The sequence below is a fragment of the Gloeobacter violaceus PCC 7421 genome (assembly GCF_000011385.1).
Lineage (GTDB): Bacteria > Cyanobacteriota > Cyanobacteriia > Gloeobacterales > Gloeobacteraceae > Gloeobacter > Gloeobacter violaceus.
Genome location: NC_005125.1, coordinates 1397165 through 1411480, shown reverse-complemented (window position 1 = coordinate 1411480; position 14316 = coordinate 1397165). Strand labels below are relative to the sequence as shown.

14 protein-coding genes are annotated in these 14316 nt (G+C 63.0%); 10 read left to right on the top strand and 4 right to left on the bottom strand.

Annotated features, from left to right (window positions below; genetic code table 11):
* The first annotated feature begins 75 nt into the window (after positions 1-75).
* Positions 76-1638 carry an alkaline phosphatase D family protein gene (locus GLL_RS06845; protein ID WP_164928748.1) on the top strand — a complete coding sequence of 521 codons (1563 nt, stop codon included), beginning with the start codon at positions 76-78 and terminating at the stop codon, positions 1636-1638.
* A 49-nt stretch (positions 1639-1687) separates the two neighbouring features.
* Here GLL_RS06845 and GLL_RS06840 read toward each other — a convergent pair whose 3' ends face one another.
* Entirely contained in the window at positions 1688-2593 is a 906-nt protein-coding gene (locus GLL_RS06840) for a TerB family tellurite resistance protein (RefSeq protein ID WP_011141317.1), read from the bottom strand.
* A 106-nt stretch (positions 2594-2699) separates the two neighbouring features.
* Here GLL_RS06840 and GLL_RS06835 point away from each other — a divergent pair, with 106 nt between their 5' ends.
* From GLL_RS06835 to GLL_RS06820, 4 genes are all read left to right on the top strand, one after another.
* Positions 2700-3056, top strand: coding sequence for a DUF6152 family protein (locus tag GLL_RS06835; protein WP_164928747.1), 357 nt, complete (start codon positions 2700-2702; stop codon positions 3054-3056).
* Entirely contained in the window at positions 3056-3532 is a 477-nt protein-coding gene (locus GLL_RS06830) for a hypothetical protein (RefSeq protein ID WP_011141315.1), read from the top strand. Before GLL_RS06835 ends, GLL_RS06830 begins: the two co-directional genes overlap by 1 nt.
* Positions 3533-3728: 196 nt before the next feature.
* Complete coding sequence (locus GLL_RS06825) at positions 3729-4244, top strand: DUF2808 domain-containing protein (RefSeq protein ID WP_011141314.1); 516 nt, start codon at positions 3729-3731, stop codon at positions 4242-4244.
* A gap of 100 nt (positions 4245-4344) precedes the next feature.
* The gene (locus GLL_RS06820; RefSeq protein ID WP_197530138.1) at positions 4345-4752 is read left to right on the top strand and encodes a hypothetical protein; all 408 of its coding nucleotides are present in this window, start codon (positions 4345-4347) and stop codon (positions 4750-4752) included.
* Positions 4753-4759: 7 nt separating this feature from the next.
* Here the strand turns inward: GLL_RS06820 and GLL_RS06815 are convergent, their stop codons facing one another.
* Positions 4760-5662, bottom strand: a complete 903-nt coding sequence (locus GLL_RS06815; RefSeq protein ID WP_011141312.1) for a hypothetical protein — start codon at positions 5660-5662, stop codon at positions 4760-4762.
* Between the two features lie 288 nt (positions 5663-5950).
* Complete coding sequence (locus GLL_RS06810; RefSeq protein ID WP_164928746.1) at positions 5951-6628, bottom strand: phosphoribosyltransferase; 678 nt, start codon at positions 6626-6628, stop codon at positions 5951-5953.
* A 110-nt stretch (positions 6629-6738) separates the two neighbouring features.
* On the opposite strand from GLL_RS06810, the gene GLL_RS06805 reads away from it, so the two are divergent.
* The 5 genes from GLL_RS06805 to GLL_RS06785 all read left to right on the top strand — a co-directional run bounded on the left by GLL_RS06805 (position 6739) and on the right by GLL_RS06785 (position 11607).
* Positions 6739-7752: an alpha/beta fold hydrolase gene (locus GLL_RS06805; protein WP_164928745.1), complete on the top strand. Its 1014-nt coding sequence runs from the start codon at positions 6739-6741 to the stop codon at positions 7750-7752.
* 75 nt (positions 7753-7827) lie between these two features.
* Positions 7828-9129: a S41 family peptidase gene (locus GLL_RS06800; RefSeq protein ID WP_011141309.1), complete on the top strand. Its 1302-nt coding sequence runs from the start codon at positions 7828-7830 to the stop codon at positions 9127-9129.
* Between the two features lie 65 nt (positions 9130-9194).
* Positions 9195-9341, top strand: coding sequence for a hypothetical protein (locus GLL_RS06795; protein WP_164928744.1), 147 nt, complete (start codon positions 9195-9197; stop codon positions 9339-9341).
* Positions 9342-9477: 136 nt separating this feature from the next.
* A complete protein-coding gene (locus GLL_RS06790; protein WP_164928743.1) occupies positions 9478-10008 on the top strand; it encodes a hypothetical protein in 531 nt (176 codons plus the stop codon).
* A gap of 75 nt (positions 10009-10083) precedes the next feature.
* Complete coding sequence (locus tag GLL_RS06785; protein ID WP_164928742.1) at positions 10084-11607, top strand: N-acyl-D-amino-acid deacylase family protein; 1524 nt, start codon at positions 10084-10086, stop codon at positions 11605-11607.
* A gap of 156 nt (positions 11608-11763) precedes the next feature.
* Here the strand turns inward: GLL_RS06785 and glgB are convergent, their stop codons facing one another.
* The gene (glgB, locus tag GLL_RS06780) at positions 11764-13965 is read right to left on the bottom strand and encodes a 1,4-alpha-glucan branching protein GlgB (RefSeq protein WP_011141306.1); all 2202 of its coding nucleotides are present in this window, start codon (positions 13963-13965) and stop codon (positions 11764-11766) included.
* Between the last annotated feature and the right edge of the window lie 351 nt (positions 13966-14316).

The window sequence follows — 14316 nt, the reverse complement described above, 5'->3', positions numbered from 1 at the left end:
CGACAAGCTGGTCTTAGCAAAAGGTTTACGTCGAACCTTTACACTCGGCACGCTGTGGATCGGAGCACGTGGCGAATGGCAAAACTATTTTCAAGACGAACCTTTTTGGCCCTCAGCACCACCTTGAGCGCATCGGCCGTACTGATGGGCTCCTGGCGCGGCACCGCTACGGTGGCGGCGGAAGCGCCCTCCTATGGCGCCCAGGTGGGCGATGTCACCCCGACGCGCGCGGTGGTCTGGGCGCGCGGCCAGAGCGATGGGCGTCTGGTGGTCGATTATTCAACCTCGCCGCGCTTCGAGCGGGTACAGACCCGCCGCGGCCCGCTGGTGAATGCTGCCACCGACTATACCGGCAGCCTCGATCTGGCGGGATTGCAGCCCGGGACCGAGTACTACTATCAGGTGCGCTTCGTGCCGACGGGCAAACCGGTCCTGCCGCCTGCCCGGCCGCGGGCCACGGGTCGCTTCCGGACTGCGCCGCGCGCCGAGAATGCCGCTCCTTTGCGCTTTGTCTGGGTGGCCGATATGTGTGGCCAGGGCTGGGGCCGCAACCCTGAGCTGGAGATTGCGACTGTGGACGGTCGCACGGTCAAAGGCGGCTACGTGATCTTCGATGTGATTCGTCCCCTCAAGCCCGACTTTGCCATCTTCTGCGGCGACATGGTCTACTCCGACAACGCTTGCCCGCCCACCCAGGAGATCCCCGCCGTCGTCGGGGGCGGCACCTGGATCAACGACCCACCCAAGGACTTTGTGGCGGTCAGCCTCGAGGAGTTCCGCGAGAACTGGAAGTACAACCTGGGCGATGAGAAGTTTCGGGCCTTTTTGGCCCAGACACCCATCTACGTGCAGTGGGACGACCACGAAGTCACCAACAACTGGTATCCGGGCGAGGTGCTCACCGCCGAGCCGTACAACGGCATCGGCGCGGATGCGTTGGCAGAGCGTTCGCGCCAGGCGTTCTTCGAGTACAACCCGATCCGGGGCGAGCGCATCTACCGCGCCTACGGCTGGGGCAAGCTGATGGAGATGTTCTTGCTCGACGAACGCTCCTTCCGGGGCGGCAACGACAGGAACACCCAGCCGGAGTTGCTGGCAATGTTGGGTCCTGAGCAATTGCAGTGGCTCAAGGAGCGCCTGAAAGCCTCGCGCTCTACCTGGAAGGTGATCGCCACCCACGACCCGCTGTCGATCGTCACCGGCGGCGAGGGCGACTACGACGCCTGGTCGCAAAACAACAGCCAAGTGCTCGGCCGCGAACAGGAACTGGCCGACTTGCTCAAGTTCATCAAAGACGAGGACATCCGCAACGTCGTGTGGATCACCGCCGATGTGCACTTTCCAGCCGCCATCCACTACGATCCCGCCCGGGCGGTCTACCAAGACTTCAATCCCTTCTGGGAATTTGTGATCGGTCCCATCCACGCCGGGGCCTTCGGTCCTTCCAGCGACTTTCCCCTCGATGGGAGCTTCGGCCCGCGCTACGAGTTCAATATCTTTCCGGCGGAGGCCAACCTGCCGCCCCCGAACAACCAGTACTTCGGCGCCATCGATATCGACGCGCGCGGCGCCTTGACCGCCCGTATCTACAAGATCACCGGCGAGGTGGTCTACGAGAAGACGCTCAGTCCCGTGTAACAAGGTCTCGGGTGCCAGGACGCACTGACTGACACCTGGCACCTTGGGCCTATCCAGATTGCTCGCCGCTGAAGCGCAATTTGCTGCCGATGAACAGGCGGTGGGTGACCTTGAGCCCGAGGGCCACCCCCCGGATGGTTTCTGTCTCGGCGTCGCTGATGAGCCCGTCGGCCGCCGCCAGGCAAAAAAGTATGTCCACCAATCCCAGCGCCAGCGGGCGCTCGGCGTAATTTTCGACCCCGCGCACCAGCCGCGAGCGATCGAGGCTTCGCACGTAAGGGTCCACCAGCGTCTGGGCGACAAAGCGCGTCTGCGCCTCGTCGAGCCGCAGGCAGCGGCGGATGCACGGGAGCGGGTCGGGCATCTCGCGTTTGAGTTCCCCCCAGGTACACCCGGCCAGAGCACTGACAAACAAAAGCGCCCGCTGCTCGGGGGTGGGCGCTTCGCCGGCTTTGAAGGCGGCGACGTAGGGGTCGCCCGGGTAGTCGCGCTCGCGCCAAAGTTTCACCAGTTCCGCCTCCAGCGCAGCCAGAAGCGCGTCGCTCGAACGGCCGCTGAAGGGCCGCGCCGAGAAAAAGCCGCGCAGACGGTTGGCAAATAAACCCAGATCGCCGGTGCTCTCGAAAAGCTCCCGCACGCGTTCCAGAAACAACCGCTCCGCCTCGTCAAGGTGCTCGTCGGCACCGGCGAGTTGCTGAAGCTTGGTAAGCGCTTCCTCGCGCTCGCGCCCACTGTGGGCCGCCTCGATGAGCCCCTTGCTGAAATCCTCCGCTTGCCGGCGGGTGGTGGGCTGCTCCAGGTAGTACTGCAAATAATTGCGCTGCTGCTCGCTGACATAAAATTCACCCATCCACCGGCCGATCAGCCGGCGCTCGGCGTCGGTCAACACACCGTCCGCCCAACCGACGGCAACCAACACTTTGAGCAGGGCAATCTGAAAGCTGGACGCAGTCATGGTCTTCTCAGTGTACGACGCCCAGGCCGCCTACCGTCCACCCCCGGGCACCTGCGGGAGCCGGGGACCGTCACAATGGCGGTGTCGGTCCATCCAGGAGAGAACCATGACCAGGCGAACGGTTGTGACATTGGCGGCCCTGGCGGCCCTGGCCGGAGCGCCCGGCGCCCTGGCCCACCACGGCTGGAGCAACTACAACAATGCCGAGACGCTCGATATCAGCGGCAAGGTGCAATCGGTGCGCTACGAATCGCCCCACGTGACCATCCAACTGCAGAGCACCGACAAAGTCTGGCTCGCCGTCCTTGCTCCGCCCGCCCGCATGGAAAGCCGGGGACTGCCGAAGACGGCTCTGCAGCCGGGCATGGGCGTGCGCGTCGAAGGCTACGCGCACCGCAGCGAACCGAACGAACTGCGCGCCGAGCGGATTGTCCTGGGCGAGAAAACCGTCGAGCTACGCTGATGCTCCCGGAAAACTGGCTGCGGCAACTGGAGCAGACCGCCCCGGCCGTCGCCCTGCGCCAGGGGGTGTGGCTCTACCCGGCGGTGGAGATCGTCCACATCGCCGCTTTTGTGCTGGCAGTGGGCGCTGTCGCCCTTTTTGATCTGCGGCTGGTGGGGCTGGCCCGGGCGCTGCCGGTGGCTCCTCTCGCCCGTTTCCTGCTGCCGGTGGCCCACAGCAGCTTTGCCGCCGCAGCCCTCTCCGGCTTGATGCTGTTTGCCGCCGACGCCGCGGCCCTCGCCGCCAATCCGGCCTTTCGGGTCAAACTCACCTTGATTGCGCTGGCCGGCGCCAACGCGGCGCTCCTGCACGCCGGGCCGCTACGCACCGTCGAGCAGTGGACCAAGGTGCCTCCGGCGGCACGCTCGATGGCCGTACTCTCTTTGCTCCTTTGGGGTGCGGTCCTCGTCTGCGGTCGCCTGATTGCCTATCTATAGATACTCTTTTTGGCATAGATGCTTGTTTATGCACCGTGTAGAATGCCTATGGGCTGGACATTTAGCCAAGATCCGCTCTCCAACCGGATTTTGGCTGCCGGAGCATTGTATCTAGTGTTACAAATCATGCTCAGGGATGGACAGCAGAGCGCTTTGGGTATACGAGTAAGTTTGCTGGATCCAGGGAGCTTTCTGCATGAAACTGTCTTTGGCCTTGAGTGCGTGTGCCCTAGTGCTGTTGTCTGCCGCTCCGTTGAGCGCCATCGTCGCCAACGGGGAAACTTTCTTCAGCGTCGTGCCCAAGCTCACCCGCGCCATGACGACCAACGTCAGCGCCTCGTACAACACCGCGACCTACACCTTCGACGTCGCTGTCCCCTCCGACAGCGGCGAACCCCTCGGCGGCCTGATCGTGGGCATTCCCCGGCGCGTGCGCGTTCCTGACCCCGGCCAGATCCGGGTGTTGAGCGGGGGCACTTCGGTACCGCTGCAAGTCGAGAGCCTAAGCGGGCAGCGCCTGCGGTTGAACCTGCAAAAGCCGGTCAGCCCGGGCCAGGCGGTTACTATCGAACTTTCGACGATGCGCAACCCCCGCGGCGGCGGCACGTACTTGTTTGAAATCAACGCCCAACCCGCCGGCACCAACCCGTTTACCTACTTTCTCGGCTTCGGCCGGTTGGAGTTCTTTGCCGGCGGTAGCGGCAGCAGCTAGCAGCGGCGGTGGCGACGGGTTTTTGGTGCAATTACAAATTGGGTAAGGGCAATTTGCATTTGTGCTATTATCCGACGTCTGTTCGCGCCAAGCAGCAAGAGTGCACCCGAGGGTGGCCATGGAGAGCGACTGGTCGGTTCAACCGACGGCGGACGGCTCGTTCACCTTCGCCTGTACGAAGACTGGACGGGCGTTTCACAGCCGCACAGGAGCGTACCGCGAAGCGCTGGGCAAGTTCGTCCGCCCCAGCGGCCTATTGTACCGGCCCGAACCCATTCGGGTGCTCGATGTCTGCTACGGCCTCGGCTATAACAGTGCCGCGCTGCTCGATACATTGTGGCGGGTCCGCCCTACGGCCCGCGTTCTTCAAACACGCGCCGCGATTCCCTACCGCGATCCCACCCTCACAGACGATGCCCCGACTCTGTACCGGCGGCGGCGCGAGGAGCAGCAGTGCAGCAACCTCGCGCCGAGTTCGCACTGGAAAAAACGGTGGACCGGGCGGTAGCCTGCCCTCAGCCCACCAACTCCGGCAAGGTGAAGCGCCGCAGCGAACATTGCTGCTGTCGATGGTTGAGGGACGCTGTCAAATATTCAAGCTCCCACGGTTTGAAACTGCCGTTGCAGATATGGGAATTGAGCGGCTGGCAAGAGGTGTAGGTATAAAAAAGCGCCAGTCGCTCGCGCTGGGTTGGCATCTCCCCCCGGTGAAAGATCGTTGCCGTGTCGGCGAGAATCACGGTGCCGGCGCGGCCCAGACACCTCTGCCAGAAGCTTTCAGGCACAATCGACGCCACGGTCTTGGAGGGGATCCTGCCGTGCCGATAGCCGAGTTTATCGCGCAGGTAGGCGCTCAGGCGTTTGGAGATGTACTGAAAAGGTCCGGAGTGGGTGTCCACGTCGCTCAAGTAGACGATCACTTTGACCATGCGCAGATCCTCGTGGTCGGTATGCCAGTCGCGCGTTTTGACCTGGGCACTATGCAGGGTCGAACGCCTGAGGGCCGTTCCCATATACCGCGCAGGCAAGCCAAGATAAGTTTCAACAATATTGAGCAAAGATTCCTCCAGGCCCCACCGATAGAGGACCGGTGAATGCAAGATCGATGCGTCGTCAAGCTTGAGATCCTGCTTTGCGGTGATCTCGGGCTGGGTGTCGTCGAGGGTGGGAATCCATCGCCGGGCAGCTTGCAGCATGGCTGCCGTCGAAGCGAGTGCAAGGTCTTCGAGGTGGGTCACATAGACACCTTCGCGCTCCAGGGCGTAGACGCAGTCGCGCTGCCTTTCAGACAATTGCGGCAGTTCCTGACGGTGGATCTCCGCCGCCAGGGCCTGGGCAAACTGGGAGGATAGACGGGCTGGCGGCAGAGTATTTATTTCTCGTATAATCAGGTCGCGGGTGCGTCTTATCAGTGCCATGGCATTACGACATCCAAGTCTGAGTGTTCATAAAGCGTTGTTAGGATTCACCTGCAGGTCATTTACTTTCCTGAAAACGGCAAACGGCAAAATCTGCTCCGCCTGCTACCCCTAAGACAACAGAGGACATGTACACCTTTTTGATAAGAATATCTGCCAATAGCCCCAATGAAATTGCGTGAAAAGAATGATCTTTGAACCGCTGCTTTGGCGGCTCGCAGCAGCAGGTGCATGTTTATCGGTCAAAATCCCCCGCATTGGTTAAGTAGATCTACGTATTCACGCGGTTCACCGGGGCGTTCCCGGGGAGTCCGAGGGATGTCGAACGGCGGTGGCGAGCAGTTGCTGCACTTCGCTGTCGGAGGTCTGTGAAAAATCTGCGTACCAGAGTCCGACCGAAGTAAAGTTTCCCGGTGCAAGGGGGCAGACCAGTTCGTCGACCAGAGGTTGTAGGGCAATCAAGGCAGAGGGAGCGGCCACGGGTACCGCGGCGATCAACCGGACGGGTTGTTGGGTGCGCACCCACTCGACGGCGGCGTGCATCGTGGCACCCGTGGCCAAACCGTCATCGATGAGGAGCACCGACCGACGGCAGACAGGAGTGCGAGGGCGCTCGCCGCGGTAGAGCACCTCGCGCCTTTGCAGTTCGCGCTCCTCAACTGCGACCACCGCGGCGATTTGCGCTTCGCTTACACCGCAGGAGCGGACGATCGGCTCGTTGAGCACCCGCACTCCGCCAGGAGCGATCGCCCCCAAGGCCAGTTCATCCTGGCCCGGCACGCCGAGTTTGCGCACAACAAGCACATCGAGGTCGGCCCCCAGGGCGGCGGCCACCTCGTAGGCGACCGGTACGCCGCCGCGGGCCAGCCCAAGTACGAGCAGGCCAGGCACTTCGCGGTAGTCCCACAGGTGTGCCGCCAGTTGCCGGCCCGCGTCGCGGCGGTTGAAAAAAGGCCGGTGGCTCATCGTGCATCCCTTCCTGGCTCCAGAGTACAGTCCTGCGCCCGGGTACACCAGTTCCTGGTCAGTGGTGCAAAAGCCTTTTACGATCGAGATCAGCAACGGTGCTGGGATTGATGGGGTTTGTCGAAGCGCTGGGCAATCTGGCCCTGTTCATTTTTGTGGCGATCGATGTTGGGGCTATCTACCAGGCCGTCGCTTCGATCGCCGATCGCCGCAAATGGCCGCCGCCGGGTCGGCTTGTGGACGTGGGAGGCCACCGGCTGCATTTGCTCGAGGTGGGAACGGGCGGGCCGACGGTGATCCTGGAGGCGGGCGGTGGGGCCTGGTCGCTGGAGTGGTGCCGGGTACAGGCGGAGGTGGCCAAATTCACCCGCACCGTCAGTTACGACCGAGCCGGTTACGGCTGGAGCGATGCGGGTCTCAAAAATCCGACCAGCCGCCAGGTAAGCGAGGAGTTGCACGCCCTGCTTGAAAAGGCGGAGATCGCCGGACCCTATATCCTGGTGGGCCGCTCTCTAGGCGGACTGCACATGCGCATGTTCGCCCATCTGTATCCACAGGAGGTGGCCGGGGTCGTGCTGGTGGATGCCAGCCACGAGGACGAAAATCGCCGCATCCTGCCGCAGTTGCGCGCCGCGGGTGAGCGCAATTTAAACCGGCTGGGCTGGTTGCGGCTGCTCGCCCCGATCGGGCTCATCCGTTTCGCCGGGTGGTGGGAAATTCTCCCCAAGCTGGGGACGATCGAAAAGCTGCCCGCACAGCGCCAGGATGCCGCCCGGGCCGGGATTTTCCGCTCGCTCTACTGCAGCACCCTCTACAGTGAGTACCGGCATTTCGACGAGAGCGCCGATCAGGTCCGGGCGGCGGGCTCCCTGAGGGATCTGCCTCTCGCGGTGCTCACTGCCGCCAATCACCTCGATCCGGCCGACTACCGCCAAGATTTTCCGATCGAAGCGAGCCGGCGCATCTGGTTGGAGTTGCAGGCGGAACTGGCCGCCCTCTCCAGCGATAGCCACCAGAGCGTTCTGCCCGACTGCGGCAACTACGTTTCGCTGGAGCGGCCCGAGGCGGTCGTGGCGGCGATTCGCTCGGTCTATCTCAAAGCGCGCAAACGGGTCGGGCGATAATGACTGCGTCGCGTTCGCAACCGAGCCGGCAGCCGCTCGAATGGGTTGTCGGTCTTTGAGACGGGAGGAAAAACCATGGCGCAGCGGCTTCGCCGGGTGCTACCGCTTTTGGTCTGGCTCGGGGTGCTTTGGGGGCCGGGTGTGCCGACCATCCTTGCCCGACAGGCTGCCGCTGAGGCACCCATTAAGTCGCGCCTGGCGGATTCGCCCAAGGCTCTGGTAGACGAAGTTTGGCAGACGGTCGGGCGCGAATTTTATGACCCGGCCTTCAACCGAATCGACTGGCTGCAGGTGCGCAGCGAACTGCTCGGCCGCGAGTACGCCTCCAAAGACGATGCCTATCGGGCCGTCCGCACGGCGCTCAAAAAGCTCGGTGATCCCTACACCCGCTTTTTGACCCCCCGCGAGTATCAAAACCTGCTGGAGCAGACCAGCGGCGAGTCGATCGGGGTGGGGATGAACCTGGGCACGGTCGAAGGCAGCGGGGTGCCGGTGATCGTCCGGATTTTTCCGGACGGCCCCGCGGCCCGGGCAGGACTCCAAGTCAAAGACCAGATCGTTGCGGTTGATCGCCAGTCGGTGGCGGGGTTGAGCCTCGACACGGTCAGCCGGCGCGTCCGCGGCGAGAAGGGCGCCGTGCTCACCCTGACGCTGCGGCGCGGGAGCGGCAAGCTGCTCACCGTCACCCTGACGCGCGCCGCCATCGAATTGCCGGCGATCAAGGCCCGGCTGAAGCAAGAGGGCGGTTTCAAGCTGGGCTACATCCAGTTGCAGCAATTCAACGCCAAGGCCGGTCGGGAAGTGCGCGCCGCCCTCGACGTCCTCGGGGGCGAGGGTGCCCGGGGATGGATTTTGGATCTGCGCAACAACCCCGGTGGCCGGGTGGATGCCGCCACCGAGGTGACCAGTCTGCTGCTGGCCGAAGGCGCAATCGTCTCGGTGGTCGATCGCACCGGTGAGCGCGAGACGATCCGCGCCACCGGCCGTGCCCGCACCGACCTGCCGCTGGTGGTCATGGTGGACCGCGGCTCCGCCTCCGCCAGCGAAATCGTCGCCGGTGCGCTGCAAGATCACCGCCGCGCCACCCTGGTGGGCATGCCGACGTTTGGCAAAGGGGTCATCCAGCAGATCAACGGCCTATCGGACGGCTCGGGTCTCAACGTCACCATCGCCCGCTACCGGACCCCCTCCGGCCGGGAAATCCATAAAAAAGGGATCTCCCCGGATGTCCTGGTGAGCATCCCGGAGGGAGTGCGCCAGAAGCTCACCGCCTCCGGGCAGTGGGGCAGCGAGGCCGACGAGCAGTACCGCCGGGCGGCAGCGGTGCTCACCGAACAGCTGCAAAAGACCATCGGCCTCGAGGTGCCGGACGGCTGAGCGTCCGATCGGACACTGTACTTCCTGGGATTGATACCCTCCAGGTCCATGGGGCGCGAGCCTGAATGCATGCCCAGGCGGGGGGCTATCTGGTGATAGTCGAGGGCAATCGCAAGGAAGAAATCCAGAGGGCCGACCTGGTTCTCCACGGCGGCGGTATCGAGAATTACGACGTATACGCTGTCCCCGACGATTCGCAAAGTCGCCCGTGAGCTTTGCCCCCCGTCTCGCTAGAAGGGCCGGCCGCCCACACAGCAGACACGTGGTGTATTGGCCTGTCCTTCCCCGGGTAGAGGCGCTCCAGGCGGCAGGGGGGTTACCGTGCGTACAAAGACGAGGAGAGAACCCATGAGCGCCGAACCGCAGCCCAAAGGGGCAAGGGATCCCCAGGAAAATCCCGAGAAGTACACGCCGGATCTCGACAAGATCGACCTTGATCTCAGCGGCACTGAGACGGCGCAACCGAATGTTTCTCCCGAGATCATCGCCCGCGAGGAGGCGAAGGAAGAGGAAGCCATCGCCAAGTTCGCCGACACCCAGGCTCCGGACCTCGAATTTTTGCCCCTCGACTTTCTCAATGACCAAGAAGACGAAGAAGAGCGTGACTTTCGGGTCAAATTTCGTCAGGTGGTGCTTGCCGGCTACGGCGAGGGCAAAAGCCTCGACGAAATCTACACCGCCGTCGATGCCATTGAGCGATCCAAGGCGGTAGACACGAAGAATCTGCCCCTGCACGATCTTGCAAAGCGCATCTACCAGAGTGCCGCCAACCGCAGCAGCGAGGTCACGCGCTGTTACATTTGCGGCAAGTACAATCCCCGCTACGAAGACAGCTGCCCGACCTTCTGCCCCTACAGCGAGAGCATAGGACAAAGTTAGGGCCGGTACTACCCGTCACATCCGGCACCTGGTGCCTCGCGTAGGATAAGGCGGTTCGGGCGTGCGAGGGGTGCGTTGAGCGGATTGGAAAAAATTGTCGGTATCGGCACACTGTTGCTGTTGGTGGGAGCAGTTCCGGTCTGGGCGGAGGACGTGCTCATTACCAATGCCCTTATCTATGACGGCGGCGGTGGGGCGCCCTTTGCAGGCAGTGTCAGGGTCGAAGCGGGTCGGATCGCGGCGGTGGCCCCGGCGCTATCGGCCAGGCCGGGTGAGCGGACACGGAACCTGGGCGGTTTGGCCCTTGCTCCCGGATTTGTCGACATGCACAGCCACGCCGACGGTGCCATCTTCGAGAACCCCACCGCCGACGCGGCCATCCGTCAGGGCATCGCGACCGTCTTTGTCGGCCAGGACGGTGAGTCGAACTATCCGCTCGCCGCCTTTTTTGCCCGCCTGGACAAGCAGCCCGCCGCCCTCAACGTGGCGAGTATGGTCGGACATGCCACTTTGCGCCGCGAGGCGATGAAGCCCAATGCGCTGCGGGCCTCCGCACCGGCGGAACTGGTGCGTATGGGCGCCCTCGTGGAGCAGGAAATGGCCGCCGGGGCCTTTGGGCTCTCGACCGGTCTGGAGTACCCGGACAGCTTTTCGGCCACCACCGAGGAGGTAGTGGCACTGGCCACGGTGGCGGCGCGCTCGGGAGGCTTTTATATCAGCCACATGCGCGACGAGGGCAACGCGGTCTTCGAAGCCCTGGCCGAGCTTGTCGAAATCGGCTCGCGCGCCAAGCTGCCGGTGCAGGCCAGCCATATCAAGCTCGCCACCACCCCCGTCTGGCACCAGGCCGCCCTACGGGTGCCGCCGGTGATCGAATCGGCCCGCCTTCAAGGCGTCGATCTCAAAGCAGACGTCTATCCCTATACGTTCTGGCAGTCGACGCTGCGGGTGATCGTGCCCGATCGCGATTACTTCAACGCCGCCAAAGTCGAAAAGGCGATCGCTGACAACGGCGGACCCACGCACCTGCGCATCGTCCGCTACGAACCGGATGCGGCCCTTGCGGGCAAGACCCTCGATGAAATTGCCCGGATCTGGAAGGTAACGCCTGGTGCAGCGTTCATGCGTATCGTGCGCGAGACGGAGCCCGTAGGCGACCGCCGGCCCGAGGAAGGAGTAATCGGCACTTCGGTGAGCGAGGACGATCTGCGCTGGTTCATCGCCGCTCCCTGGACAATGTTCTGTACCGACGGGGAACTCAACGGCGCCCACCCGCGCGGGGCCGGTTCCTTCGCGCGCATCCTCGGAAAATACGTGCGCGAGGAAAAAGTGCTGCCCCTGGCTGCGGCCATCTACAAAATGACGGCTCTGCCGGCAAGCCGGCTGAAACTCACCGACCGGGGCCGGATCGCCCCGGGTTTTCACGCGGATCTGGTGGTCTTCGACCCGGCGCGCGTCGCCGATCGGGCCACCATCGAGGCACCCGCAGCCCCCCCGGTAGGCATCGAAGCGGTGATGGTCAATGGCGAATGGGTCGTCGATGGAGGCCAAGTCACGGGCAAGCGGCCGGGGAGGGTGCTGCGGCGGCCGGGAAGCTGAAGCTCCGCTATGATGCGGGGGTGGCTTTCGGGGGCGGAGTGTGGACTGGTTGAGTGTGGTGATGGTGCTGCTGGCCGCCGGGATCGTGGCAGGCGGCCTGGTGATGGTCTTTTCGGGTGCGCGGGCGATGTCGGGTGAGGACAAGCCCCGCGATCGTTAGTCCTGTTCCTTGCGCCGCTTGAAGACCAGGCAGCCCAGAGGAGGCAGTTGCAGACCCAGCGAATAAGGCTGGCCGTGGATGGCCCAGTTCTCGCTCCACAGGCCGCCGAGGTTGCCTTTGTTGCTGCCCCCGTAGATACCCGAGTCGCTGTTGAAAATTTCCTGCCAGAAACCCGTCTCCAGTACACCCACCCGGTAGTGAGGGTGATAGGTCGGGGTAAAGTTGCAGACGAACAGCAGTTGTTCGCTCGGGTCTTTGCCGCGGCGCACGAAGGTGAAGACGCTGTTGAGCACGTCGTGGCAGTCGACCCAGAAAAAGCCCGCCGGGTTGCAATCTTCTTCGTACAGGGCGGGCTGGCCGGTGTAAAGCCGGTTGAGAGCGCGCACGAACTGCTGCATCTGCCGGTGCTGCGGGTAGTCGAGCAGGTGCCAGTCGAGCGATTGGTAGGCGTTCCACTCGCGGCCGTGGGCAAATTCCATGCCCATAAACAGCGTCTTCTTGCCCGGATGCCCGTACATAAAAGTGAAGAGCGCCCGCAAATTGGCGAATTTTTGCCAGCCGTCCCCCGGCATCTTGCCGATGATCGAGCCTTTCATGTGCACGACTTCGTCGTGGGAAAGGGCCAGCACAAAGTTCTCGTAGAACGTGTAAGTAATCGAGAAGGTGATGTCGTTGTGCCGGTAGCGGCGAAAGAGCGGATCGGTCCGGAAGTAGGCGAGGGTATCGTGCATCCAGCCCATGTGCCACTTGAGGTTGAAGCCCAGGCCCCCGAGATAGGGGGGTCGCGTGACCAGGGGCCAGGCGGTGGACTCCTCGGCGATCGAGAGTGCCCCGGGATAGTAAAGAAAAATCAGTTCATTGAGCTGGCGCAAAAAACCGATCGCTTCGAGGTTCTCGCGCCCGCCGTAGCGGTTGGCCACCCACTCGCCGTCGTGGCGCGAGTAATCGAGATAGAGCATCGCCGCTACCGCGTCCACCCGGATGCCGTCGATGTGGTAGCGCTCGAACCAAAATAGGGCGTTGGCAATCAAGAAGTTGCGCACCTCGTTGCGCCCGTAGTTGAACACGAGGGTGCCCCACTCTTTGTGTTCGCCCTGGCGCGAGTCGGCGTGCTCATACAGATGGGTGCCGTCGAAAAGGGCGAGGCCGTGGCCGTCTTTAGGAAAGTGGGCCGGTACCCAGTCGAGGATGACGCCGATCCCTGACTGGTGGCAGCGATCGACAAAGGCCATGAACTCCGTCGGGTTTCCGAAGCGCGAAGTGGGGGCGTAGTAGCCCAGCACCTGATAGCCCCAACTGCCGTCGAAGGGGTGCTCCAGGATCGGCAGCAGTTCGATGTGGGTAAAGCCCAGATCCTTGACGTAAGGAATAAGCTTGTCCGCCAGTTCTGTGTAGCTCAAGAAGCGGTCGCCTTCCTCGGGCACCCGCATCCAGGAGCCCAGGTGCACCTCGTAAATGGCAAGTGGCTGCTTGAGCGGGTTGGAGAGTGCGCGCCGCTTGAGCCATTCACCGTCGTTCCAGCTGTAGCGGTCGAGATCGGCTACCACCGAACCGCTCTTGGGGCGCAATTCCTGCTGGAAAGCGTAGGGGTCGGACTTTTCATAAATATGGCCGAAGCCGTTTTTGATCTCGAATTTGTAGACCGTCCCCTCGCCCAGTTCAGGTATGAATAGCTCCCAGATGCCGGTGGAACGCTCGACTCTGCGCATCTGGTGGAAGCGGCCGTCCCAGCGATTGAAGTCGCCCAGCACACTCACATTGCGGGCACTGGGCGCCCACACCGCAAAATAGACCCCCGCCACCCCCTCGAAGACGGCCGGGTGGGCACCCAATTTCTCGTAGATGCGGTGATGGTTGCCCTCGGCAAACAGGTGGCCGTCGAGATCGCTCAAGAGCGAGCCGCGAAACCGATAGGCGTCCTCGATCAAACGCTCGCCCCAAGCGTCTTCCACCCGCAGCCGGTAGGCCCCTGGAGCCGTGGGCACGGCGCACTCGAACAGATCCGGGTGCCGACGATTCTCCATAGCAAGCTCGCCGGATTCGCCGAGCAGAACCACCCGGGAAGCACCCGGCTGGTAAGTCCGCACCACCCAGGCCCCACCGTCCTCTGCTCGGTGCGGACCGAGAATGGCAAAGGGATCGGCGTGCAAATTGGTCACCAGCGCTTCGATATCCCGCAGCTCCACAGTTGGATTCATTAATTATTTCTCAAATCGACTCCCCCGGTCGACAACGCCGCCAACCGGTTCATTACTTATACTTAAATTAAATACACCTTTTGAAACGATCCTGTCGAGCGCCTGGGGGGCTGGCGGGTTTTCGGTACGGTAGTTTTGGCAGTTGGTGCAGCACGACGATCTGTGGAGCGAGAGGTGGAACCCCCTTCGGGTTCCCCTCTCGCGCTCTCCTCCTCCCCGCGTCGAGGGGGTGCCACCCCCCCGACACCCCCCGGACTTAGCGGCATGGTTGGGAGCGAGGCTTGGTGGGTGGGCTGGGCTTATGCTTCCAGGGCCTGCACGACGCGTGTCGACTGCGGCACAGATCCGAGT

Excerpts from the sequence above, each read along its gene's own strand:
- GLL_RS06845 (WP_164928748.1), top strand. The coding sequence starts at position 76 with ATGGCAAAACTATTTTCAAGACGAACCTTTTTGGCCCTCAGCACCACC.
- GLL_RS06840 (WP_011141317.1), bottom strand. The coding sequence starts at position 2,593 with ATGACTGCGTCCAGCTTTCAGATTGCCCTGCTCAAAGTGTTGGTTGCC.
- GLL_RS06835 (WP_164928747.1), top strand. The coding sequence starts at position 2,700 with ATGACCAGGCGAACGGTTGTGACATTGGCGGCCCTGGCGGCCCTGGCC.
- GLL_RS06830 (WP_011141315.1), top strand. The coding sequence starts at position 3,056 with ATGCTCCCGGAAAACTGGCTGCGGCAACTGGAGCAGACCGCCCCGGCC.
- GLL_RS06825 (WP_011141314.1), top strand. The coding sequence starts at position 3,729 with ATGAAACTGTCTTTGGCCTTGAGTGCGTGTGCCCTAGTGCTGTTGTCT.
- GLL_RS06815 (WP_011141312.1), bottom strand. The coding sequence starts at position 5,662 with ATGGCACTGATAAGACGCACCCGCGACCTGATTATACGAGAAATAAAT.
- GLL_RS06810 (WP_164928746.1), bottom strand. The coding sequence starts at position 6,628 with ATGAGCCACCGGCCTTTTTTCAACCGCCGCGACGCGGGCCGGCAACTG.
- GLL_RS06805 (WP_164928745.1), top strand. The coding sequence starts at position 6,739 with ATGGGGTTTGTCGAAGCGCTGGGCAATCTGGCCCTGTTCATTTTTGTG.
- GLL_RS06800 (WP_011141309.1), top strand. The coding sequence starts at position 7,828 with ATGGCGCAGCGGCTTCGCCGGGTGCTACCGCTTTTGGTCTGGCTCGGG.
- GLL_RS06795 (WP_164928744.1), top strand. The coding sequence starts at position 9,195 with ATGCATGCCCAGGCGGGGGGCTATCTGGTGATAGTCGAGGGCAATCGC.
- GLL_RS06790 (WP_164928743.1), top strand. The coding sequence starts at position 9,478 with ATGAGCGCCGAACCGCAGCCCAAAGGGGCAAGGGATCCCCAGGAAAAT.
- glgB (WP_011141306.1), bottom strand. The coding sequence starts at position 13,965 with ATGAATCCAACTGTGGAGCTGCGGGATATCGAAGCGCTGGTGACCAAT.